At 67.2% G+C, this 22,245-nt stretch carries 25 protein-coding genes and 2 pseudogenes; 18 read left to right on the top strand and 9 right to left on the bottom strand.

The genetic code is table 11. From position 1 onward, the window contains the following. Nucleotides 1-169 precede the first annotated feature (169 nt). Nucleotides 170-1,669: an efflux RND transporter periplasmic adaptor subunit gene (locus tag O1Q03_RS38040; RefSeq protein ID WP_269510856.1), complete on the bottom strand. Its 1,500-nt coding sequence runs from the start codon at nt 1,667-1,669 to the stop codon at nt 170-172. A gap of 53 nt (nt 1,670-1,722) precedes the next feature. After that, nucleotides 1,723-4,962: an efflux RND transporter permease subunit gene (locus O1Q03_RS38035; RefSeq protein ID WP_269510855.1), complete on the bottom strand. Its 3,240-nt coding sequence runs from the start codon at nt 4,960-4,962 to the stop codon at nt 1,723-1,725. Nucleotides 4,963-5,165: 203 nt separating this feature from the next. On the opposite strand from O1Q03_RS38035, the gene O1Q03_RS38030 reads away from it, so the two are divergent. Both O1Q03_RS38030 and O1Q03_RS38025 read left to right on the top strand, forming a co-directional pair. Next, nucleotides 5,166-5,411, top strand: a complete 246-nt coding sequence (locus O1Q03_RS38030; protein WP_269510853.1) for an AbrB/MazE/SpoVT family DNA-binding domain-containing protein — start codon at nt 5,166-5,168, stop codon at nt 5,409-5,411. Nucleotides 5,412-5,572: 161 nt separating this feature from the next. Continuing rightward, complete coding sequence (locus O1Q03_RS38025) at nt 5,573-5,878, top strand: DUF4148 domain-containing protein (protein ID WP_269510851.1); 306 nt, start codon at nt 5,573-5,575, stop codon at nt 5,876-5,878. A 71-nt stretch (nt 5,879-5,949) separates the two neighbouring features. Here the strand turns inward: O1Q03_RS38025 and ansP are convergent, their stop codons facing one another. Beyond that, complete coding sequence (ansP, locus tag O1Q03_RS38020) at nt 5,950-7,440, bottom strand: L-asparagine permease (protein WP_269510850.1); 1,491 nt, start codon at nt 7,438-7,440, stop codon at nt 5,950-5,952. A gap of 470 nt (nt 7,441-7,910) precedes the next feature. Between ansP and O1Q03_RS38015 the strand changes: the two genes are divergently transcribed. The 6 genes from O1Q03_RS38015 to O1Q03_RS37990 all read left to right on the top strand — a co-directional run bounded on the left by O1Q03_RS38015 (nt 7,911) and on the right by O1Q03_RS37990 (nt 11,663). Next, nucleotides 7,911-8,717, top strand: a complete 807-nt coding sequence (locus tag O1Q03_RS38015) for a transporter substrate-binding domain-containing protein (protein WP_269510848.1) — start codon at nt 7,911-7,913, stop codon at nt 8,715-8,717. A gap of 89 nt (nt 8,718-8,806) precedes the next feature. Then, complete coding sequence (locus O1Q03_RS38010; RefSeq protein ID WP_269510847.1) at nt 8,807-9,493, top strand: amino acid ABC transporter permease; 687 nt, start codon at nt 8,807-8,809, stop codon at nt 9,491-9,493. Next, nucleotides 9,490-10,140 (top strand): amino acid ABC transporter permease, encoded by a 651-nt coding sequence (locus O1Q03_RS38005; protein ID WP_269510845.1) that lies wholly within the window; start codon nt 9,490-9,492, stop codon nt 10,138-10,140. The genes O1Q03_RS38010 and O1Q03_RS38005 overlap by 4 nt, the downstream gene beginning before the upstream one ends. After that, nucleotides 10,127-10,876 (top strand): amino acid ABC transporter ATP-binding protein, encoded by a 750-nt coding sequence (locus O1Q03_RS38000; protein WP_269510844.1) that lies wholly within the window; start codon nt 10,127-10,129, stop codon nt 10,874-10,876. The genes O1Q03_RS38005 and O1Q03_RS38000 overlap by 14 nt, the downstream gene beginning before the upstream one ends. A gap of 236 nt (nt 10,877-11,112) precedes the next feature. Continuing rightward, nucleotides 11,113-11,391 (top strand): DUF4148 domain-containing protein, encoded by a 279-nt coding sequence (locus O1Q03_RS37995; protein WP_269510843.1) that lies wholly within the window; start codon nt 11,113-11,115, stop codon nt 11,389-11,391. Further along, nucleotides 11,388-11,663 (top strand): hypothetical protein, encoded by a 276-nt coding sequence (locus tag O1Q03_RS37990; protein WP_269510842.1) that lies wholly within the window; start codon nt 11,388-11,390, stop codon nt 11,661-11,663. The genes O1Q03_RS37995 and O1Q03_RS37990 overlap by 4 nt, the downstream gene beginning before the upstream one ends. Here O1Q03_RS37990 and O1Q03_RS37985 read toward each other — a convergent pair. After that, nucleotides 11,591-12,733, bottom strand: a complete 1,143-nt coding sequence (locus O1Q03_RS37985; protein WP_269510840.1) for an FAD binding domain-containing protein — start codon at nt 12,731-12,733, stop codon at nt 11,591-11,593. The genes O1Q03_RS37990 and O1Q03_RS37985 overlap by 73 nt on opposite strands. Before the next feature lie 62 nt (nt 12,734-12,795). Between O1Q03_RS37985 and O1Q03_RS37980 the strand changes: the two genes are divergently transcribed. Then, nucleotides 12,796-13,002 (top strand): hypothetical protein, encoded by a 207-nt coding sequence (locus O1Q03_RS37980; RefSeq protein WP_269510839.1) that lies wholly within the window; start codon nt 12,796-12,798, stop codon nt 13,000-13,002. A gap of 37 nt (nt 13,003-13,039) precedes the next feature. On the opposite strand, the gene O1Q03_RS37975 is transcribed toward O1Q03_RS37980, so the two are convergent. Further along, nucleotides 13,040-13,756, bottom strand: coding sequence for a TetR/AcrR family transcriptional regulator (locus tag O1Q03_RS37975; protein ID WP_269510838.1), 717 nt, complete (start codon nt 13,754-13,756; stop codon nt 13,040-13,042). 226 nt (nt 13,757-13,982) lie between these two features. Between O1Q03_RS37975 and O1Q03_RS37970 the strand changes: the two genes are divergently transcribed. Both O1Q03_RS37970 and O1Q03_RS37965 read left to right on the top strand, forming a co-directional pair. Further along, nucleotides 13,983-14,219, top strand: a complete 237-nt coding sequence (locus O1Q03_RS37970) for a DUF1427 family protein (protein ID WP_269510836.1) — start codon at nt 13,983-13,985, stop codon at nt 14,217-14,219. Beyond that, nucleotides 14,201-14,938, top strand: a complete 738-nt coding sequence (locus O1Q03_RS37965; RefSeq protein ID WP_269510834.1) for a YoaK family protein — start codon at nt 14,201-14,203, stop codon at nt 14,936-14,938. The genes O1Q03_RS37970 and O1Q03_RS37965 overlap by 19 nt, the downstream gene beginning before the upstream one ends. A gap of 139 nt (nt 14,939-15,077) precedes the next feature. On the opposite strand, the gene O1Q03_RS37960 is transcribed toward O1Q03_RS37965, so the two are convergent. Then, nucleotides 15,078-15,371: a hypothetical protein gene (locus O1Q03_RS37960; protein WP_269510832.1), complete on the bottom strand. Its 294-nt coding sequence runs from the start codon at nt 15,369-15,371 to the stop codon at nt 15,078-15,080. On the opposite strand from O1Q03_RS37960, the gene O1Q03_RS37955 reads away from it, so the two are divergent. After that, nucleotides 15,361-15,723: a hypothetical protein gene (locus tag O1Q03_RS37955; protein ID WP_269510830.1), complete on the top strand. Its 363-nt coding sequence runs from the start codon at nt 15,361-15,363 to the stop codon at nt 15,721-15,723. The genes O1Q03_RS37960 and O1Q03_RS37955 overlap by 11 nt on opposite strands. 76 nt (nt 15,724-15,799) lie before the next feature. Here O1Q03_RS37955 and O1Q03_RS37950 read toward each other — a convergent pair whose 3' ends face one another. Further along, entirely contained in the window at nt 15,800-15,946 is a 147-nt protein-coding gene (locus O1Q03_RS37950; protein ID WP_269510828.1) for a DUF3096 domain-containing protein, read from the bottom strand. Between the two features lie 244 nt (nt 15,947-16,190). Here O1Q03_RS37950 and O1Q03_RS37945 point away from each other — a divergent pair, with 244 nt between their 5' ends. Then, nucleotides 16,191-16,367 carry a CsbD family protein gene (locus tag O1Q03_RS37945; protein ID WP_269510826.1) on the top strand — a complete coding sequence of 59 codons (177 nt, stop codon included), beginning with the start codon at nt 16,191-16,193 and terminating at the stop codon, nt 16,365-16,367. Between the two features lie 65 nt (nt 16,368-16,432). Here the strand turns inward: O1Q03_RS37945 and O1Q03_RS37940 are convergent. Further along, nucleotides 16,433-16,998 (bottom strand): annotated as a pseudogene (locus O1Q03_RS37940) (LysR substrate-binding domain-containing protein); the annotation flags it as partial. 206 nt (nt 16,999-17,204) lie between these two features. Further along, nucleotides 17,205-17,483, bottom strand: coding sequence for a XapX domain-containing protein (locus O1Q03_RS37935; RefSeq protein WP_269510824.1), 279 nt, complete (start codon nt 17,481-17,483; stop codon nt 17,205-17,207). Nucleotides 17,484-17,789: 306 nt separating this feature from the next. On the opposite strand from O1Q03_RS37935, the gene O1Q03_RS37930 reads away from it, so the two are divergent. The 5 genes and pseudogenes from O1Q03_RS37930 to O1Q03_RS37910 all read left to right on the top strand — a co-directional run bounded on the left by O1Q03_RS37930 (nt 17,790) and on the right by O1Q03_RS37910 (nt 22,059). Beyond that, a complete protein-coding gene (locus O1Q03_RS37930) occupies nt 17,790-18,476 on the top strand; it encodes a hydrolase (RefSeq protein WP_006498490.1) in 687 nt (228 codons plus the stop codon). A gap of 168 nt (nt 18,477-18,644) precedes the next feature. Continuing rightward, nucleotides 18,645-18,812 (top strand): DUF1427 family protein, encoded by a 168-nt coding sequence (locus O1Q03_RS37925; RefSeq protein ID WP_014725963.1) that lies wholly within the window; start codon nt 18,645-18,647, stop codon nt 18,810-18,812. Nucleotides 18,813-18,831: 19 nt separating this feature from the next. Then, on the top strand, nt 18,832-20,721 hold the full coding sequence (locus O1Q03_RS37920) for an amidohydrolase (RefSeq protein WP_269510818.1): 1,890 nt from the start codon (nt 18,832-18,834) through the stop codon (nt 20,719-20,721). Then, nucleotides 20,715-20,903, top strand: a pseudogene (locus O1Q03_RS37915) (hypothetical protein); the annotation flags it as partial. The gene O1Q03_RS37920 and the pseudogene O1Q03_RS37915, both read left to right, overlap by 7 nt. Nucleotides 20,904-21,105: 202 nt before the next feature. Beyond that, nucleotides 21,106-22,059, top strand: coding sequence for a glyoxalase (locus O1Q03_RS37910; RefSeq protein WP_269510816.1), 954 nt, complete (start codon nt 21,106-21,108; stop codon nt 22,057-22,059). Nucleotides 22,060-22,245: the final 186 nt, after the last annotated feature.

Genomic DNA, 22,245 nt, shown 5'->3' with positions numbered 1-22,245 from the left:
CGCGTAGTGGGCGGGCACCGCGACGGCGGGCGGCGAATAGGGCGGCAGCGTCGAGCAGGCGGTCAGTGCGGCCAATGCCGCGGCGGCGCCGAGCGCGGCGGCGCGGCGGGCGAACGGGAGCGGATGAGGAAGGCGCATGGCAGGTCTCTCGTGAGTCGTCGTCGATGGGTCAGCCGCGGGCAGGCGCCGGAGCGGGCGTTGACGCAGCCGGCGGGGCGCCGGCCGCGCGCAGCGGCGGCACGTTGCGCGCGCCGGTCGCGGACGGTGGTTGCGCGGACTGCGCGGACTGCGCGGACGGAGCAGACGAAGCGGACGAAGCGGACGAAGCAGCCACCGGCGCCGCATCGCGCGCCGCCGCCACGATCTTCACGGCTTCCCCAGCCGTGATCGCATCGCCCGGGTTGTCGATCACGCGATCGGTCGCCGCGAGCCCCGCGACGATCTCCACGCGCGTGCCGAAATCCCGCCCGATCTGCACGGTCTTCAGCGCCGTACGCCCGTTCGCGCCGACGGTAGCGACCGTCACGCCGTTCGGGCGGAACAGCAGCGCGCTGACCGGCAGTTCGAGCGCCGGCGCCGCGCTCGGCAAGACGAGATGCGCCTGCGCATACGCGCCGGGCATCAATGCGCCGTCACGGTTGTCGACGTCGATCTCGACGCGCAGCGTGCGCGTGACGGGATCGATCGCGCCCGCGCTGCGCGCGACACGCGCGGCAAAGCGCCGCCCCGGATACTGCGGCGTCGTCAGATAGACGGCCGTGCCGGCCGACACGCCGGTCGCGCTGTCCTGCGGCACGTCGACGAACACGCGCAGCGTGTCCGTCTGTTCGAGATGGAACAGTTCGCCGGACAAACCCGGGCTGCCCGGCGTGCCACCCGCGGTGACGAGCGTGCCGACGTCGACGTTGCGTGCGGTGATCACGCCGTCGAACGGCGCGGTGACGGACTCGTACGACACGAGTTCGGCGAGATGCGCGACGTTCGCCTGCGCGGACGCGAGCATCGCGCGCTTCGCGTTCATGTCCGCGACTTTCGTGTCGGTGTCCTGCTGCGACACCGATTGCGTTTTCAGCATGTCCTGCCAGCGCTGCGCGGTCGATTTCGCGTAGTCGTAGTTCGCCTGCGCGCTCGCTTCGTCGGCGCGCGCCTGGCGCAGCTGCGCGTCGAGATCGGGCGCCGAGATCTGCGCGAGCGTCTGGCCGGCCTTCACGTGCGTGCCGAGATCGGCGCTCCAGTGCGCGATATAGCCGCTCGTGCGCGCATAGATCGATGCGTCAGCATACGGCGCGACCGAGCCGGGCAACGTCAGCGTCTGGTCGGCCGGCGCCGCGCCGGGCACGACGATGGACACCGGCAGCGCCTGCTGCACGGCCACCTGCGCACGCTGCGCGGCGCGTGCATCGATACGCGGCACGATGCCGAGCGCGAGCAGCGCGGCGGCGAGCGCGACGGCCGCGAGCGGCACGGCGCGCTTGCGGCCGCGGCGGCCGGGCGGCACGTCGCGTGCCGCGTCACGGGTTGCGTCGTGTGTGATGGGCGGCGAGGCCGCGGTGGTGGCTGGGGTGGCCGAGGTCGTCGGAGCGGTCGGCGTAGCCGGAGCGGCTGGCGTGGCCGAAGTGTCCGCCTCGGCAGCAGGCGGCGGGGCGACGGGTTCGATCGAGTCGTTCATTGTGGGTCCGGGTTCGGGCGAATCGAAGGATGAGAAAGGGCGGCCGTCCGCGCTCAACGCAGCGCCGGCGTATCGGGCGCGTGCTGCGCACCCCGCGCGGCCGCGGCGTCGCGACGCCGCGCGAGCCACGCGTGGACGAAGCCGAACAGCACCGGCACGAACAGCAGCGTCGACACCGTGCCGAACGCGAGGCCGCCGATCACCGCGCGGCCGAGCGGCGCGTTCTGCTCGCCGCCGTCGCCGAGGCCGAGCGCCATCGGCAACATGCCGATCAGCATCGCGAGCGCGGTCATCACGACGGGCCGGAAGCGGCTGAAGCCAGCGTCGAGCGCGGCTTGCCACGGCGGCTCGCCGGCCGCGAGCAGTTCGCGCGCCGAATTCACGACGAGAATGCTGTTCGCGGTCGCGATGCCGATGCACAGGATCGTGCCGGTCAGCGCGGGCACCGACAGCGTGGTGCGCGTGACGAACAGCATCCACGCGATGCCGGCGAGCGACGCCGGCAGCCCGCCGACGATCACGAGCGGATCGAGCCACGACTGGAAGTTCACGACCATCAGCAGGTAGACCAGCGAGATCGCGAGCACAAGGCCGCCGAGCAGGCCGGCGAACGATTCGTGCATCGCCTGCACCTGGCCGCGCAGCACGATCGACGAGCCGGGCGGCAGTTGCGCGCGCGCGGCGTCGACGAGCTTCGTCACGTCGCCCGTGACGCCGCCGAGGTCGCGCCCCTGCACCGACGCGAAGATGTCGAGCACCGGCTGCACGTTGTAGTGCGACACCACGGCCTGCTGCGTCGCGCGCGAGAACGTGCCCAACGAGCCGAGCAGGTTCTGCGCGGGCGCGCCCGCGGCCGGGCCGCCGGGCGGCGTCTGCGGCGAGCGCGCGGTGCCGGCGGGCAGCGGCACGTTCGCGAGCGACTGCAACGAATTCACCGTGTGTTGCGGCGTCTGCACGAGCACCGGGTAGCTGACGCCGTTGCGCGGATCGAGCCAGAAGTTCGGCGTCGTCTGCGAGCTGCCGGACAGCGCGATCAGCAGGTTCTGCGCGACGTCGCGCTGTTCGAGGCCGGCCTGGATCGCCTTCGTGCGATCGACGTTCACGTTGATCGCCGGTTCGTCGCCGGGCTGCTGGATGCGCGCGTCGACGAGCCCGCGCACGCTGCGCAGCTTCGCGAGCAGCGCATTCGCGACCGCACGGTTCTGGTCGAGCTTGTTGCCGACGATCTGGATGTCGATCGGCGCGGGCAGCCCGAAGTTGAGGATCTGGCTGACGATGTCGGCCGGCAGGAACGCGAACGTCACGCCGGGGAACGCCTGCGCGAGCACGTTGCGCAGCTTCGCGACGTAGGCGGCCGTCGACGCGTGATTCGGCTTCAGCGTGACGAGCACGTCGGCGTCCTCGGTGCCGATCGGGTCCGACGAGTCGTACGTGAGGTTGATCCCGCTCACCGGCACGCCGATGTTGTCGAGCACGCCGGCGAGTTCGTTGGCCGGAATCGCGTTGCGGATCTTCGCTTCGACTTCGTCGGTGATCCGCGCGGTTTCCTCGATCCGCGTGCCGGTCGGCGCGCGCAGATGCAAGCGGATCTCGCCGGTGTCGACCGTCGGGAAGAAGTCTTGTCCCGCGAACGCGTAGAGGCCCGTCGACGCGATGCAGGCGAGCAGGAACGCGGACGCGAAGCGGCGGCGCCGCGCGATCGCCGCCGACAGCAGCGCGCGATAGCGCAGCCGCACGGCTTCGAAGCGATGCTCGAACGCGGCCTGGAAACGCGCGATGCGTGCGAATACGCCGCGCGGCGGCCGGCCGCTGCCTTTGACGCGCATCAGCGCCATCGCGAGCGTCGGCACCAGCGTGCGCGAGAAGAAGTACGACGCGATCATCGCGAAGATCACGGCCTCGGCCAGCGGCACGAACAGATAGCGCGCGACGCCGCTGAGCAGGAACATCGGCACGAACACGACGCAGATCGACAGCGTCGACACGAAGGTCGGCACCGCGATTTCTCCCGAGCCGGTCAGGATGGCCTCCTCGAGCGGCGCGCCGAGCTCGAGATGATGCGTGATGTTCTCGATCGCGACGGTCGCGTCGTCGACGAGAATGCCGACCGCGAGCGCGAGCCCGCCGAGCGTCATGATGTTGATGGTCTGGCCGAGCGCGGACAGCGCGAGCAGCGACGTGAGCACCGCGAGCGGGATCGTGATCGCGATGATCAGCGTCGCGCGCCAGCTGCCGAGAAACAGCAGGATCATCAGCGCGGTCAGGCACGCGGCGATCAGCGCCTCGCGCACGACGCCCTGAACGGCGGCCTTCACGAACACGGACTGATCGTCGAGCGGCGAAATGTGCAGCGCCTTCGGCAGCCCGGCCGCGATCTTCGGCAGCATCGCCTTCACCTGGTCGATGATCGTCAGCGTCGATGTACTGCCGGTCTTCTCGACCGTCAGCAGCGCCGCACGCTTGCCGTCCGCGCGCACGATGTTGGTCTGCGGCGCGTAGCCGTCGCGAACGTGCGCGACGTCGCGCACATACACGACGTTGCCGCCGATCGTCTTCACCGGCAGGTCGTTCAGCGCGGCGACCGTCTGCGTGCTGCCGTTCATCTGCACGTTGTATTCGTGCGTGCCGATCTTAGCGGTGCCGCCCGGCAGGATGAGGTTCTGTGCGTTGATCGCATTGACGACGTCGATCGGCGCGAGCCCCTTCGCCTGCAGCGCGCGCGTATCGAGATCGACGACGATCTGGCGGATTTTGCCGCCGAACGGCAGCGGCACCGCCGCGCCCTGGACGGTCGCGAGCTGCGTGCGGATGAAGCTGTTGCCGAGGTCGTACAGCTGCTGCTCGGCGAGCGTGTCGCTCGACAGCCCGAGCTGCAGGATCGGCACGGTCGACGCGTTGTACGTGATGATGTTCGGCGGCAGCGTGCCGGGCGGCAGGATGCGCAGGATCGACGCGGCGTTGCTCGCGGCTTCCGCGATCGCGCGATTGATGTCGGCGCCCGGGTGGAAGAAGATCTTCACGACCGACACGCCGTTCAGCGACTGCGACTCGATGTGCTCGATGTCGTCGACGTCGGACGTGAGCGCGCGTTCGTAGTTCGACGTGATCCGCTTGGCCATGTCCTCCGCGGAGAAGCCGTTGTACGACCAGACGATGCTGACGACCGGAATGTCGATGCTCGGGAAAATGTCCGTCGGCGTGCGCAGCAGCGCGAGCGGCCCCGCGATGAAGATCAGCAGCGCGAGTACGACGAACGTGTAGGGCCTGCGTAACGCCAGCCGGACGATCCACATGATGGTGCTCCTCGAAGCAGGGCTCGGATGCGCATTCGATGCGACGAGCACGCAGTCTGCCGGCGCGGCGTTGACCCGACCCTGACTCGAGGATTACGAAACCGTTATCTGTGCGGGCGGCATCGACGGCGTTTGGTTGCCTGCGGCTCGCCCTTGCTTTTTCATGTTCCTTACAAGAAAGTAAGAATACTGGAGGTGCCGCAATGACAGCAGCCACTATCACGTCAAAGGGGCGGGTCACCATTCCGGTGGACGTCCGCAATCAACTGGGCCTGGAGTCCGGAGACCGGATCGAATTCAGCTTCAACGAGGCAACGGGCCGGTATGAGATTTACCCGGCCACGCGCTCGCTTGCATCGCTGAAGGGCGTCGTGAAGAAGCCCGAGAAGCCGGTGTCAAGCGAGGACATGAGTCGGGCCATCGTCGAACAGGGCGCGTCCGCTCGGTGATCGGACTGGATACGGCCGGATAACAAAACCGTAATCGAAGCCTCACCTTCAGGAAAGCGCGCGAATCGCAGAATGCACCCAACTCTTCATCACATCGATGGGGAGCGGATGTCCGGCCTGATCTGCGGACGCGAACACGCCATCTTTGAGAGGTGAACATCATGAACAACCTGATTCGTGCAGTCCTGCTTTCCTGTGCGCTAAGCGCACCGATCGTCGCATTTGCGCAAACCACCGACCATGCGGTCACGCGGGCCGACGTGCGCGCCGATCTGGTCCGCGTCGAAACGGCCGGTTATCGGCCGGTCGGTACCGATCCGTACTATCCCGACGACATCCAGGCTGCGGAAGCGAAGGTCGCCGCGCAGCAATCGCAATCGGCCGCGGCCCAGCCGACCGACGCGGCCAAGACGGCCACGTCATCACTCGCGTCGCTCGACACGCAGCCGTTGTACGAGCATCACTGAACGCGGCGGTCGACCGCCGTCCGCGGCCCGACGGCGGTTCCTTCAACGGACGGCGCGCATGCCGCCGCGAGTCAGTTCTCGCCGTTTTCGAGCACGTTCTGCGTGAGCGTGACCGACGGAATCGTCGGCTTGAGCAACGCACGGCGCGCGCGGCGGCTCAGCCAGTTCCAGCCGGCCACGAGCAGCAGCGCGACCAGCGGGATCGAGGCGATCGTCCACGTCCCGTTCGGGTAGTCGAACGCCATCAGCACCAGCACGCCGAGCAGGAACAGCAGCGTGAGCCACGACGTCACGGGCGCGCCCGGCATCCTGAACGACACGTCTTCCACGTCGCCGCGCCTGACCGCGGCGCGAAACTTCATCTGGCACACGACGATGAAGCCCCATGTGCTGATGATGCCGAGCGACGCGATGTTCAGCACGATCTCGAACACGCTCGACGGCACGAGGTAGTTGAGCAGCACGCCGACCACATAGATCGCGACCGTCACGAGAATGCCCGCGTAAGGCACGGATTGCCCGCTCATCCGCGCGAGGAACGCGGGGGCCGAGCCGCCCATCGACAGCGAACGCAATACGCGCCCGGTCGAATACAGACCGGAATTGAGACTCGACAGCGCGGCGGTGAGCACCACCAGGTTCATCACCGAGCCGATGCCCGGCACGCCGAGCGCGCCGAAGAACGTGACGAACGGGCTCTGGCCCGCCTTGTACGCGCTCCACGGCAGCAGGCAGACCAGCAGCACGACCGACGCGACGTAGAAAATCGCGATGCGCCAGATCACGTTGTTGATCGCGCGCGGCAGCACCTTGCGCGCATCCTTGCATTCGCCGGCGGCCGTGCCGACCAGCTCGACGCCCGCGAACGCGAACACCACGCCCTGCACCAGCACCAGCGCCGGCATCAGTCCGTGCGGAAAGAACCCGCCGTTGTCGGTGATCAGATGCATGCCGGTGCCATGGCCGGCCACCGGCATGCCGGTGCCGAGGATCGCCGCGCCGATCACGAGAAACAGCACGATCGCGGCGACCTTGATCAGCGCGAACCAGAACTCCATCTCGGCGAACCACTTCACGCCGATCAGGTTCATCGTCGCGACGATGCACAGCGCGACGAGCGCGAACATCCACTGCGGCACGGCCGCGAACGGCGCCCAGTAATGCATGTAGAGCGCGACGGCGGTAATGTCGACGATGCCGGTCATCGCCCAGTTCAGGAAGTACATCCAGCCCGCGACGAACGACGCCTTCTCGCCGAGGAATTCGCGCGCGTACGACACGAAGCTGCCGCTGCTCGGGCGATGCATCACGAGCTCGCCGAGCGCGCGCAGGATCAGGAACGAAAACGCGCCGCACACCAGATAGACGATCGCGAGCGCCGGGCCGGCGGCCTGCAGCCGGGCGCCGGCGCCGAGAAACAGCCCGGTGCCGATGGCCCCGCCGATTGCGATCATCTGCACCTGTCGATTGCCGAGGGTCTTGTGATAGCCGGCTTCGTGCGATTCGAGCCAGCTGCGTTTGTCGGTTTCGCCGGTTGTCGACGGGTCGGGAATCGATGCCATGACGGTATCCTCGCGCACGGATGGGATTGGATTGATCCCGATCGCGGGACGATCGGGCGCACCGTACCGGAGGGCCTGCGCGCGGAATCAAGCGCGCCGCTCCTGATTGCGATTCGCCGAGCATGGCGAAACGCACGGTACGTCGCGAACGTATTCAGCCGTAATTCCCGTCACAAACGGAATGCAAATTTGGACTGAGCCTGTTCGAATCCGTGCATGGGAGCCTCGGCGGTGGGTGAACCGGCCAGTTAATTTGGTGCGCCGGCGCGCGCTGCGAGGGCAACCGTTACGGACGGCGCCGGTTCATGCACCGAAATGAGGAATTCGGCTCACCGAAAGGTTCGCGAAATTGCCGTCTCGTGCCGGTGCGACAAGCGTTTCACGGCAATGGCCCGGTTTTTGCTGGAGTGGTGTTGGCCGCGCAACGGTTGCGCGCTGCCCGACGACATACCAGACAAGGAAGATTCACCGTGAGCCCGACGACCCGACCGTTCCCCCGACGCACCTGGCTGGCTGCGCTGCTCGCCGCCCCCGCGATCGCGCTGTTCGCCGCCGCGCCGGCCCATGCCGATGCGCTCGACACCATCGCGAAAAACGGCACGCTGCGCGTCGCGGTGCCCGAGGACTACCCGCCGTTCGGTTCGGTCGGCACGGACATGCAGCCGCAGGGCTACGACATCGACATGGCAGGACTCCTCGCCAAGTCGCTCGGCGTCAAGCTGAAGCTGGTGCCCGTGAACAGCGCGAACCGGATTCCGTACCTGACGACCAACAAGGTCGACATGGTGATCTCGTCGCTCGGCAAGACCCCGGAGCGCGAGAAGGTCATCGACTTCTCGACCGCATACGCACCGTATTTCCAGGGCGTGTTCGGGCCGTCCGACGTGAAGGTGAGCACGCCCGCCGACCTCACGGGCAAGACGGTCGGCGCGACGCGCGGCGCGCTCGAGGAGATCGCGCTGTCGCAGCTCGCGCCGAATGCGACGATCAAGCGCTTCGAGGACAACAACGCGACGATCCAGGCGTTCCTGTCGGGGCAGGTACAACTGATCGCGGCCGGCAACATCGTCGCGGCGGCGATTCTCGCGAAGAATCCGCCGCGCCGCCCCGAGGTCAAGTTCGTGATCAAGAATTCGCCGTGCTTCGTCGGCGTCAACAAGAACGAACCGCGGCTGCTCGCGAAGATCGACGATGCGATCGCGCATGCGAAGCAGGACGGCGCGCTGGGCGAGATGTCGCGCAAGTGGCTCGGCCAGCCGTTGCCGGCCGGACTGTGACGAATCGCCGTGTCGCGTGACACGTCGCCGCGGCCGGGATGTCCGGCGCGGCGCGTGTCGTTGTCCGGACCTGAATTGACCCACTACCCATGAGCTACCAGCTTCAATTCGGCGAGCTTGCCGATTACGCCGGCGTGTTCGCGAGCGGCGCGGCGATCACGCTCGCGCTGACCGCGGTCGCGACCGTGCTTGGCGTGGCCGTCGGCGTGCTCGGCGCGGCCGCGTACAGCGCCGACGCGCGCGCGGCCGTGAAACTTCGCCCGCTGATCGGCGCGTACGTCGAGGCGATTCGCAATACGCCGTTCGTCGTCCAGCTGTTCTTCATCTTCTTCGGCTTGCCGGCGCTCGGCGTGCACATCGACGAATACACGGCCGCGATCCTCGCGATGACGCTCAATCTCGGCGCGTACTCGGTCGAGATCGTGCGCGCGGGCGTGGCCGCCGTGCCGAAGGGGCATCTGGAGGCGGCGTCCGCGCTGGCGATGTCGCGCGCGCAGATGCTGCGCCATGTCGTGCTGCCGCAGGCGCTCGCCAAGGTGTTTCCCGCGCTGTCGAGCCAGATCGTGATCACGATGCTCGGTTCGGCGGTCGTGTCGCAGATCTCGGTGGCCGACCTGACCTATGCGGCCGGCTACATCCAGTCGCGCAACTTCCGCGCATTCGAGACGTACTTCGTGATCACGCTTTCGTATCTGGCGATGGCGCTGCTGCTGCGCGCGACGCTCGGTGCGATGGGCCGCCGCTTGTTCTCCCGACGCATGCGAGGTGCGCGATGACCGATTTCACGTTCGGGCAGATTCTCGCGAACCTGCTGCTCGCCGCGCGCTGGACGATCGTGCTGTCGCTCGTGTCGTTCGTGACCGGCGGCCTGGTCGGCCTCGGGCTGCTCGTGATGCGCGTGTCGAATTCGACGGTGCTGCGCGGCGTCGCGAAGCTCTATATCGAAGTGTTCCAGGGCACGCCGTTGCTGATGCAACTGTTCATCGTGTTCTTCGGGCTGCCGCTCGTCGGGCTCGACGTTTCGCCGTGGGTCGCGGCCACGGCGGGGCTCACGTTCTTCACGAGCGCGTATCTGGCCGAGATCTGGCGCGGCTGTGTCGAGGCGGTGCCGAAGGGGCAATGGGAGGCGTCGTCGAGTCTGGCGATGAGCTACGTCGAGCAGTTGCGTCACGTGATCCTGCCGCAGGCCGCGCGCATCGCGATCGCGCCGACCGTCGGCTTCGGCGTGCAGGCCGTGAAGGACACGGCGCTCGTGTCGATCATCGGCTTCACCGAGCTGACGAAGGTCGGCATCGCGATCTCGAACGCGACGTTCCGGCCGTTCGTCGTGTATGGCCTCGTCGCGCTGATCTATTTCGCGCTCTGTTATCCGCTTACCCGCTATGCGCGCACGTTGCAAAGGAGATGGCATGCCGCTCGTTGAAACCCGTGGTCTGGAAAAGAACTTCGGCACCCATCATGTGCTCAAGGGCATCGATTTCTCCGTCGAGCGCGGGCAGGTCGTGTCGATCATCGGCCGCAGCGGCTCGGGCAAGAGCACGCTGCTGCGCACGCTCAACGGGCTCGAGAGCATCGACGCGGGCACGATTTCGGTCGACGGCGAACGCGTCGATGCGCGGCATGCGGACCTGCGCGCGCTGCGGCTGAAGGTCGGCATGGTGTTCCAGCAATACAACCTGTTTCCGCACCTGAGCGCCATACAGAACGTGATGCTCGCGCAGTTGGTGGTGAAGAAGTCACACCGTCAGCAGGCGCGCGCGATTGCGGAACTGATGCTCGAGCGCGTCGGCCTCGGCGACAAGTTCGACATGTTGCCGGAACAGCTGTCGGGCGGCCAGCAGCAGCGCGTGGCGATCGCGCGTGCACTCGCGATGAAGCCGAGCGTGCTGCTGTGCGACGAGATCACGTCCGCGCTCGATCCCGAGCTCGTCGGCGAGGTGCTGGGCGTGATCGAGCAGCTTGCGCGCGAGGACATGACGCTGATCATGGTCACCCACGAGATGAACTTCGCGCGTGCGGTGAGCGACAGGATCGTGTTCATGCATCAAGGACGCGTGTGGGAGAGCGGGACGGCCGACGAAATCTTCGAGCGGCCGCAGACGATCGAGTTGACGCGGTTTCTGGGCAGCGTCCGAAACGCGGAGACCGTTGCGCGCTGACTGACACTGCCGTCGGGCCAGGTCGCGATGCTGCCGCAGGTGCGCCGCGCTCGACGAAGCAGGTCGGCCTGCGCCCGACTGGCGGCCGCGATCAGATGACAAGACCGTAATCGAAGCATCACCTTCCGGAAAGCGCGCGAATCGCAGAATGGACACCACTCCTCATCGCATCGATGCGGAGCGGATGTCCGGCCTGATCTGCGGACGCGAACACGCCATCTCGAGAGGTGAACATCATGAACAAGCTGATTCGTGCAGCCCTGCTGTCCTGTGCACTGAGCGCACCGATCTTCGCATTCGCGCAAACCACTGACCATACGCTCACGCGCGCCGACGTGCGCGCCGACCTGATCCAGGCGGAGCGCGACGGCACGCTGCCGACGCCGAAGCTGGACTATCCGCCGAGCACGGAGACGATCGCGCGCAATCGCGAGCTGTATGCGATCGCACATGGCGACCAGCCCGCGGCAATGGCGGCGACGTCGGCCTCCGTGTCGACTGCGAGCGTGCAATGAAGCGGGGCGCTATATCGGCATGCGCGATGGGGCTGGCGATCGCCGCGTTGCTCGCGGCGGCCTCGGCTCCGGCCCCGGCTTTCGCGCGCGGGCAGCCGCAACTGCCCGACGACGACGGCGGGCGCGCCAGCGTGCTGCGCGCGCTGGATCCCGGGTTCGAGCCGCATCGCGCGGCGGTCGGCACCCGGCCCGAGAACCGTCACGCCGTGCCCATCAGCCGCGCGCCGAGCGCGATCCCGCGCGCGGACAACACCGCGCCGGCCGCACGCTGACTTGCCTCCCAGCCCGCCAACGCGGCATCGAGCGCGGTGCCGCGTGCGACGTCGCGCAATGCTTCGGCGAGACCGACCGCGTTGTCCGCGGCTTTCGCGACGCCCGCCGCCGTGTGCGGGCGCACGATGCATGCTGCGTCGCCGAGCAGGACGGCGCGGCCGAAGGCCATGCGCGAGGCCGCGAGATCGACGATCGCCTGCGCGAACGGTGCGGGTGTCGCGTCGACGAGCGCGGCGAGCGTCGGCGCGAGCATCCGGTCGGCGGCGTCGACGAGTTCCGCGCGGTTGTCGTCGCGCATCGCGCCGGGCGGCAGCGATCCGTCGCGCTGCGTGCCGTCGCGTGTGAGAAACAGCGACGGCAGCCGGTCGGAAGCGAGGCGCCGGTACCACACCCAGTTCACGCGCCGCTTGCCGGGCTCGACCGCACCGTCGGCGCCGGGCACCAGATAGGTCAGGAACAGATGGCGGTCGCCTTGCTGGAACGTGAACCGGTCGCGCAGCAGATACAGCACCTGTTCGGGCAGCGCCTGTTCGTCGACGAGCCCGCGCCATGCGACATAGCCCGCATAGATCGGACGCACGCCAGGCAGCACGTGCGCGCGCACCGTCGAACGCGCGCCGTCCGCGCCGATCAGCAGGTCGGCCGTCTCGACGCGGCCGCTCGCGAAGTGCGCGACGACGCGCTCGCCATCCTGCTCGAGCCGCTCGAACGCGTCGCCCGCGTGCACGATCCCGGCAGGCAGTGCGCGCTTGAGCGCCGTGTAGATCACGTTCCAGCCCGTCTGCGTTTGCGGCATCGCGATGCGCTGCACGATGCGATCGCGTGCGTCGACGTAGATCCGGTCGATCGAATCGACGCCCGCATCGTTCGGCATCGCGACGCCGCCGAACGCGAACGCGCGCTCGATCGGCGGCTGCAGCACGATGCCGCCGCCGCGGCTGTCGAGTTCGTGCTGCGATTGCTCGAATACGCTCACGCGCCAGCCGGCGGCGCGCAGCGCGGTCGCCGCGAACAGCCCGCCGACGGAGCCGCCGACGATGATGGCCGTGCGGCCCGATCCATGTCCCATCCGATGTTCCCCCGATGATGCGCAATCTCGTGACGCCAAGCGAAACGGGCGTCGCGAACACCGTGCAGCAGCCCGACGACGGCGCGTTCGCCCGCATCGACGACGTGCTGGCGGAAGCCGTTCGCCGTGACGGTGTGATGGGCGAGCGCACGCGTGTCGGTCGTCATCGGCGAATCCCGGTTCGATGCGGACGGTGCGCGGTGCGGCAAGCGCCCGATGATGTGCCGAGCATAGGGCAAGCGACGCACGCAGCGGTTGAATCGTTCTGAAGCTGCCTGAGCGCACGCGCGCGGCACGCGCCGCGGTTCACCCGCGGCGGCGTTTCGCGGGCGCGTCGGCCGCGACGCGCTGCAGCGCCGCCGGCGTGCCGTTCAGGAACGCATCGATCTGCCGTTCGATTTCCGCGTCGAGATCGTCGGGCACCGGCAGGCCGTACACCCACTTGCGCACGCCGAGATAGAAGATGCTCGCGTGCAGGCTCCACACCAGTTCGATTTCCGCGTTGCGTTGCGCTTCCGACGCCGGCGTCGCAATGTCGTACTCATGTCGCAGCTCGCGCAGCACCGGCAGGAACACGCGTTCGCGCAGCCGCGACAGATAGCGCGTGTTGAAGCCTTCGCGGCTCAGGCCCGCGAAGATGAACGTGCGGATCCATTCACGCCGCAGGATCGTCTGCGCATACGACCGGTAGAACGCGACGAGCCGCTGCTGCAGCGGCACCGAGCGATCGGCGATCAGTTTTTCCCAGTCGGGATTCCACGTGTAGACCTCGTCGTACACGCGGTCGATCAATGCGTCCTTGCTCGGAAAATACCGGTAGAGCAGCGGCTGCGTGACGCCGATCTGCCGCGCCAGCTCGCGCGTGCTGCCGGAAAACCCGTGGGTCGCGAAGTGCTCGACCGCCTTTTCGACGATCTGGCGCTCGCGCGCTTCCGGTGTAAGGCGGCGGCCCGGCGTGCCGGTAGGCTCGTCGGCGGTCGTCCCGCGCGTGCGGGGCGCTGCGTTGCGCTTGGTTTCGGTCATGCGTCGGCTCCTGAATGCCGCCCATTCTGCACTTATCGATCGAAAAATAGCAAGACGAGCATCGCGAAGCCAGCCACGCCGCGCGTGCCGGTCGGCCGGCGCGTTCAGAACAATTCAGTTCGCCGCCATGACTTTCAGGCTCGCATTCCGTAGCCTTGTTCGCGAACCGCGGCATGAGGCCGAAGCCTTTCGGCCGGCCGGGCCCGCGGCGCAACCGGAACGGAACATGTCTTATCTGATCTTCCTGGGAGCCGGCATCGCAGCCGGCCTCCTGTATTACCTCGTGCGCGGGCAGTCGTCCGCGCCGCCGCTGATCACGCTTGCGGGCGTGCGCGGCATCGTCGTTGGCGAGCATGCGATCCCGTTCGTGCATGCGCAGTCGCGCCCGCGCGCGGCGCAGGTCCGCGCTGCGGGCGCCGCCGACCCAACCGCGGAGGCCACGACATGCAGCCGGCGCAAGTAACGGCAGCGGGCGCGGCGGCGCCGGATCGCTTGCTCGGCGAGGATGTGTTTCTCGCGTCGATCGCCGGCTACGTCGACACGCTCGGCTTCGTCGCGCTGTTCGGCCTGTTTACCGCGCACGTCACCGGCAACTTCATCCTGATCGGCTCGGGCTTGGCCGGCGCCGGCCAGGGTCTGCTGATCAAGTGGCTCGCGTTTCCTGCATTCATCGCGGGAATCGTGGCCGCCCGCATACTGGACCACCGGATGCGCGCGCACGGACATGGCGCGCGGGCGCGCTCGCTGTACGCGCTGCAGACGATCCTGCTGGCCGGATTCATGCTCGCGGGCGTCGCGGCGTCGCCGATCGGCAGCGCCGATGCGCCCGCGACGATCGTCTGCGGGTTGCTGGGTGCGGCCGCGATGGGCGTGCAGAACGCGCACGGCCGGTTGACCGCGCGCTCGGTGGTCGCGAATACCGTGATGACCGGCAATGTCACGCAGGCGGTCATCGATGCATTCGACTGGCTCGTCCCGATCGCCGAGCCGGCCGAGCGCGAAGCCGCGCGCGCGCGGCTGCGGCGCACGCTGGCGCCGGTTGCTGGTTTCGCGCTCGGCGCGGGCGCCGGCGCGAGTGCGTACCTGTACGCGGGGTTCTGGGCACTGGCACTGCCGCTCGCGGCGCTCGGCTTCCTCGCTTGGCGAGCTGGCCGGACCGGTACGTCGCCCGCATCGCGGTGAACGCGAATTCCGCACGCTGCGTCAACCGCGTGCGGAACCCGACGGCCGGGCAGAGCGAATCACGGCAAGGAGCCTGCTGTATCGCAACGGCGCGCGTCGGCTTAGCGACACGATCCTGGTCACGGGCCGCGGGGCCTCACTATTCCCGATGCTCGTGTTCGTGCTCGTGTTCGTGCTCCCGCCACGGATCATGTTCATGCGGGTGACGATGCCTCCATGCGTCGTGCTCCCAGTAACGATGGCCGTCCCAGTAGCGGTCACCGTGCATGCCGATCGTGACCGACATTTCCGCTCCCGGGGCAGGATGCGGCTCTTCGTACCTCGGTTGCGGTGTACCGTAGCCTTGCGCGAAGGCCGCGCCGACCGTGATGAGTGCGCCGCCCGCCACGAGTGTCGCCAGAGTCCGGCGTATTGCAATGGTCTTGGGCTTCATCGAACTGTCCTCCCTGAAATACGTGAGAACGTATGCGCACGATCCGTTCCCGCAAGGATGGGCAGACTCGTCGCGCGCTATTTCGACCACGCCGCCCGCATCGCTTCGCAGCCAGTGCCGCGCCGGTGTCGGAACGCACGATGTCGCCGTTGTCGAGCTACGGCGTGACGCAGAATGGGAAGGAGCTGCGGCGCATGACGACGCGACGCGAAAGCGCACGCCGTTGCTATTTCGGTCGTTCGGCAAAACCGCGAAAAGTCTGACCTTTGGGAGTCGATTTGCCATCGACGGAGTGAAAATCTTCCGTACCCGCAGTGCCGATGTCGATCGCTACTCGGTACAAGATGCGTGATGGGCGGATGCGCGCATGGCGTCACGATGCAGCCGATGCGCGCACGTATTTTGCTATCTCTCGTGGTCGTGTCGATTCAATGAACGTGTCCCCCAAGCAGCCCGAGCAGCCCGATGACGATCAGGTAAATCGCAACGATGTAATTCAGCAGGCGGGGTACCACGAGGATCAGAATGCCGGCGATCAACGAAACGAGCGGGCCGGCGGCAATGAGAATGTGCATGCTTCCTCCGCAAGATTGACAACGAGTGGGCACAGCCTCCGTTGGCGCCGGCCCCCGTTACGAAGACTCGAGCCTGGCGTGCGTGCGTCGCGCCTTGCGCGCATCACGCCAGCCGTCGACTCGCTGCCGGCAAGCGCGACCGGCGCAATCGCCGTGCCTGCGCGGACGTTTTACCGCGATCAGCCTCAGCGTGCCGGACGGGCATTCGCAGTTCGCGCATCGGTCGATTTCATGGAGCATTGTCATGAACAAGGATCAGGTGAAAGGCCGTATCACGGCAGCAAGGGGCAAACTGAAGGAGGTGGTTGGCAAGGTCACGGGAAATCGGACAAGCCGATTCACGGGCAGGGCCGAACAGATCGTCGGCAAGACGCAAGCGTCATTCGGCGATGCGAAGGCGCGGCTCAAGAAGCAGCGGTAGCGCCTGACGTGGAAAAAGCGAACGGGCTTCTCATCAGACCGCACCCCCGCGCGGAAAGCGCAGCGTCACGCGAGCGCGGTGAACCGGTCGACGAGGTCCGGGTGCCCGAATTGTTCGACCCACCAGCGTAGCGCGCGCCCCCGGCTTCGTCGGCGCGCCACGCGAGATAGCAATGGGTCGTGTCGCGCATGCCGGTCACGTTCCGCGCGACAAGCCTGCCTTCGGCGATCGCGCGCGCCGCGATGCAGCCAGGGAGCGTACCCACCGCGAGTCCTTCGCATTACACGACGAGTTTCGCGGCGAGCGTCGGCACCGCGCGATACGGTTGGCCGGCATCGAGCGCGACCGACTGCGGCTGAAGCTCGCGGGACGTGTCGGAGATCACCGCGCCGCAATACTCGACGATCGACGCCATCGACAGCGGTTCGCGCAGTGCAGCGGCCGGATGGGTAGGGGCGACCGCGAACACATGCCGGAGGGTGCCGATCGGCTGCGCCACGATGTCCCGCAGTTCCGGCGGCTCGCCTGCCGCGCCGACGATTAGATCGGCCCGCCGCGAAATCAGCGCATCCCAGTTGCCGCCGAGCACTTCGGTGGACAGTCGCAGTCGCGTGTCTATTTCAAGGTCGTACCGGTGCGGTCGATCGCGTCCAGTGCTTCGAGTGCGTCGAACGACAACTTCATTGCGCATTACGCTGCCGCAAGGGCATCGGGTGGTGTCGGACCGTCAAGCGATGCTGAATCCAATGCCGTTCAGAACGGTTCATCGTCCGACGTGCCGAGACACGCGCGCTTCCGCGCCGACAGTCGCCGCCGCATTCGCTCGACGTCTGCCTGTCACGTCGGTGTCGATTCGCGGCCCTTCACGGAAGCGTCGGCGTGAGCGCCGGGCAGTGCGCCGAACATGTGCTGGCTGCACTTCGCGTCGCGCCATGCGGTTCCCAGTCGGATTCCGTCGAACATCCGTCGCACCACGGGAAGAATCTGTTCGCCGGCCAGAATGCCGAGCAGGCCGGCCAACGCGACGGCGGGCGGCGCCGGCGATTGCACGCCGATCAGCGCGTAAACGAGGCCGGCGAGGATGCCGGCGAAAAGCGAAGCAGTGTACGGTTTCATGGGCATGGAGGGGAATGACGGCCGCTGAAAAATACGGATAGCTACCGATCTGGCGTCGATCCGAAAGGATTGGACCAGCCTAGCAGGTCTGCACGTTCGTCGTTAGCGTATTCAATGAAATTCAGATCTTTTCAGCCTGAATTTCAAGGCTCGTGAGAATCAGAACAATTAACTGGTGCGGTCGCGCATTCGCGTATTGAATGACGCAGGCCGGCTGCCGACGCTTCCGACAAGCGCATTGGACGCCTCGGGGGTTCGTCGGCCAGACGAGCCTCATTTTTCTCCGCGTCAAAGGACATCACCGCCATGAGCAACCCCAAGCTTGAAGTACTTACCCCGCACAACAGCCAGCTGATCTTCATCGACCAGCAGCCGCAGATGGCGTTCGGCGTGCAGTCGATCGATCGTCAGACGCTGAAGAACAACGTCGTCGGCCTTGCAAAGGCCGCGAAGGTGTTCAACATCCCGACCACGATCACGACGGTCGAAAGCGAGAGCTTCTCGGGCCACACCTATCCCGAGCTGCTCGACGTGTTCCCGAACCAGAAGACGCTCGAACGCACGTCGATGAACTCGTGGGACGACCAGAAGGTGCGCGACGCGCTGGCCGCGAACGGCCGCAAGAAGGTGGTCGTGTCGGGCCTGTGGACCGAAGTCTGCAATACGACGTTCGCGCTGTGCGCGATGCTCGAAGGCGACTACGAGATCTACATGGTCGCCGACGCATCGGGCGGCACGACGCAGGCTGCGCACGACTTCGCGATGCAGCGCATGGTGCAGGCCGGCGTCGTGCCGGTCACGTGGCAGCAGGTCCTGCTCGAATGGCAGCGCGACTGGGCGCACCGCGAGACGTATGACGCGGTGATGGCGATCGCGAAGGAACACTCGGGCGCGTACGGGATGGGCGTCGACTACGCGTACACGATGCTCCACAAGGCACCGCAGCGCACCGCGACGCCGCACGAGTCGATTCCGGCCGTTCCGGCGAAGTAAGCGAAGACGGCCTGCAACGGCCGATGCCGGTGCGGCGGGTTCGATGCGAACGCGCCGCATGGGCGCCATTGCCGCGGGCGGCGGACGTGACCGAAACACGAATGCCGGCCGCGGCATGCTGGCCGGAACACTGCGCCTGCATTCGAATTTGTCCGGGAGATTTATCGCATGGAACCTTATCTGGTTTCCCTTGGTGCGGGCCTGCTGATCGGTGTGATTTACAGCGCCATCAAGGTTCGCTCTCCCGCACCGCCGCTGATTGCGCTGGTCGGGTTGCTCGGCATGCTGATCGGCGTGCAAGCCTTACCCACCGTGAAACAGCTGTTTGGCTTCTGATCAACAAGAGGTGATGCACATGACCGCAACCGTAACCCAACCGGATCTGATCCTGCATAACGGACGATTCACGACGCTCGACCGCGCGAACCCCGTCGCGACGGCCGTCGCGATTGCCGCCGGGCGCTTCGTCGCCGTCGGCAGTGAAGCGGACGTGATGCCGCTCGCGGGCCGCGCGACGAAGGTGGTCGATCTCGGCGGCCGCGGCGTGCTGCCCGGTCTGATCGACAACCACTGCCACGTGATTCGTGGCGGACTGAACTACAACATGGAACTGCGCTGGGACGGCGTGCCGTCGCTTGCGATCGCGATGGAGATGCTCAAGCAGCAGGTCGCGATCACGCCGGCGCCTCAGTGGGTGCGCGTGGTCGGCGGCTTCACCGAGCATCAGTTCGTGGAGAAACGGCTGCCGACGATCGAAGAGCTCAATGCAGTCGCGCCCGACACGCCGGTGTTCATCCTGCACCTGTACGATCGCGCGTTGCTGAATGCGGCGGCGCTGCGTGTCGTCGGCTATACGAAGGACACGCCGGAGCCGCCGGGCGGCACGATCCTGCGCGATGCCGCCGGCAACCCGACCGGCCTGCTGCTTGCGAACCCGAACGCGACGATCCTCTATGCGACGCTCGCGAAAGGGCCGAAGCTGCCGTTCGAGTATCAATACAACTCGACGCGCCATTTCATGCGCGAACTGAACCGGCTCGGCGTGACCGGCGTGATCGACGCGGGCGGCGGTTCGCAGAATTATCCCGACGATTACGAAGTGATCCGCAAGCTGCACGACGCGGGCGAGATGACGATCCGGATCGCGTACAACCTGTTCACGCAGAAGCCGAACGCGGAGAAGGAAGACTTCGTGAACTGGACGAAGAGCGTCAAGTACCACGATGGCACCGACTATTTCCGCAATAACGGCGCGGGCGAGATGCTGGCGTTTTCCGCGGCCGACTTCGAAGACTTCCGCGTCGCGCGTCCGGACCTGCCCGCGCAGATGGAGGACGATCTCGAAGGCGTCGTGCGCGTGCTCGCGGAAAACCGCTGGCCGTGGCGCATGCACGCGACCTATGACGAAACGATCAGCCGCGCGCTCGACGTGTTCGAGAAGGTCAACGAAGACATCCCGCTCGAAGGGCTGAACTGGTTCTTCGATCATGCGGAAACGATCTCCGAGAAGTCGATGGACCGGATCGCCGCGCTCGGCGGCGGTATCGCGGTGCAGCACCGGATGGCGTACCAGGGCGAATACTTCGTCGAGCGCTACGGCGCGCAAGCCGCCGAGGCGACGCCGCCGGTCGCGAAGATGCTCGGCAAGGGGCTCAAGGTATCGGCCGGTACCGACGCGACGCGCGTCGCGTCGTACAACCCGTGGGTGTCGCTCGCGTGGCTCGTGACGGGCAAGACGGTCGGTGGCCTGCGCATGTATCCGCAGCGCAACCTGCTCGATCGCGAAACCGCGCTGCGGATGTGGACCGAGTACGTGACGTGGTTCTCGAACGAGGAGGGCAAGAAAGGGCGCATCGCGGTCGGGCAGCTCGCCGACCTGGTCGTCCCGGATCGCGATTTCTTCGCGTGCGCGGAGGACGATATCGCCGGCACGACCGCGTTGCTGACGGTGGTCGACGGGAAGATCGTGTGGGGCGCGGGGCCGTTCACATCGCACGACGCGCCGATCCCGCCGGCCATGCCGGACTGGTCGCCCGTGCGCGAGTTCGGCGGCTATGGCGGCTGGGGCGCGACGCAGCGCAGCGGCGCGCCGTTGCAACGCGCGGCGGCCGCCGCAATGTGCGCGTGCGCGAATGAATGCAACGTACACCAGCATGCGCACGCGAGCGCATGGGGAAGCGCGTTGCCGACGGCTGACGCGAAGGGCTTCTGGGGCGCGTTCGGGTGCTCGTGCTGGGCGGTCTGATGGCACTCGTCGCGATGCTGGTGGCCGCCGACTTCTGGCACGTGACCGGCACCGCGCGTTTCATGGCCCTTAACGCGTTTTTCGAACATCTGGGGCTGATCGGTGGGCTCGTCCTTATGACCGTGCTCGACGATAGACGAGACCCGGCCTGGCAGCAGTCCCGCAATTCGGTGACGTCGTGATGACCGCGCTGAAACGATGCCGCTGCTCCGTCTCCCCGCCGAGCGGGAAGCCGCGCGCGCCCGGTCGCGGCGCACGCTGCCGCTCGCGGTGCTCGTGTTTCTCGCCTGTCGCTCGGGCCGCCCGGACGAGCGGCCTGCATCCCGCTGAATCCGAATCTGCGCGCGGCGCTGGACCGCGCGCATCACCATCAAGGAGAAACCGATGAGTTCATTGAACCTGCGCAACCTGCTGCGCATGACCGCCGCGTCGTCGGCCGTGCTCGCCGCGCTGCTGGCCGGCGCGCCGGCGCTGGCCGACGAAACCCACCTCGACGACATCGCGTCGCCGGCCGCCGCGGCGCGGTTCCCGGCCGTTGCGGTCGGCCCGCAGTACGACACGACCCATGTGTGCGTCGCACCCGAAAACTTCGACCGCTTCACCGACAGCTTCGTCGCGACGTTCGGCGGCAAGAAGTCGCAGCAGGGCGTGTTCCAGGTCACGCCGACGCCGAGCCAGACGATGTCGCAGCTCGTGCTGACGCCGGTCGGCACGATCTCGGTGTTCGGCTTCAAGACGCCGATCCCGTATCCGTTCTGCGACGAGCGCACCGGCTATCTCGTCACCGACATGGACGTCGCGGTGAAGTCGGCACGCGCGCATGGCGCCGACGTGATCGTCGCGACGTTCCCCGATCCGATCGGCCGCGACGCGATCGTCCGCTGGCCGGGCGGCGTCAACATGCAGCTGTACTGGCACACGCAGGCGCCGAACTACGACGCGCTGCAGACGGTGCCGGAGAACCGCGTCTACGTGTCGCCGGAAAGCGCAAGCAAGCTCGCGCGCGATTTCGTCGCGTTCTCGCACGGCAAGATCGTGTCGGACGTGCGCCATGCGCCGGGCACCGAGATCGGCCGCCCGAACGACACGTACCGCCGGATCCGGATCGAATCGGGCTTCGGCAAGATGACCGTGCTGGCGACGGATGGCCATCTGCCGTATCCGTTCGGCCGCGAGATGACGGGCTATGAAGTGACCGATCTCGGCGCGACGCTGAAGCGGGCCGAAGCGGCCGGCGTGACCGTGCTGGTGCCGCCGTTCTCATCGGACGGCCGCGATGCGGCGCTCGTGCAGTTCCCCGGCGGCTACGTCGCCGAGATCCACGCGCGGTCGAAATGACGGTGCGCCGGTCGATGAAGCGAGCGTGGCGCGGCGCGCTGCCGAGCGTCGTGCTGGCGAGCGGCGTCGCGCTGCACGCCGGTACGGCCGCCGGTGCCGATGCCGCGGCGGGGTCGGCCGACGCGGCCGGCGCGGCCGCGTCACCGGCGGCCGCTGCCGCGACGTGCACCGCGCAACCTCCGACGG

This window comes from Burkholderia sp. IMCC1007 (genome assembly GCF_027257875.1).
Classification (GTDB): domain Bacteria; phylum Pseudomonadota; class Gammaproteobacteria; order Burkholderiales; family Burkholderiaceae; genus Burkholderia.
The sequence above is the reverse complement of the archived record's forward strand: the minus strand, read 5'-3'. Positions and strand labels throughout refer to the sequence as shown.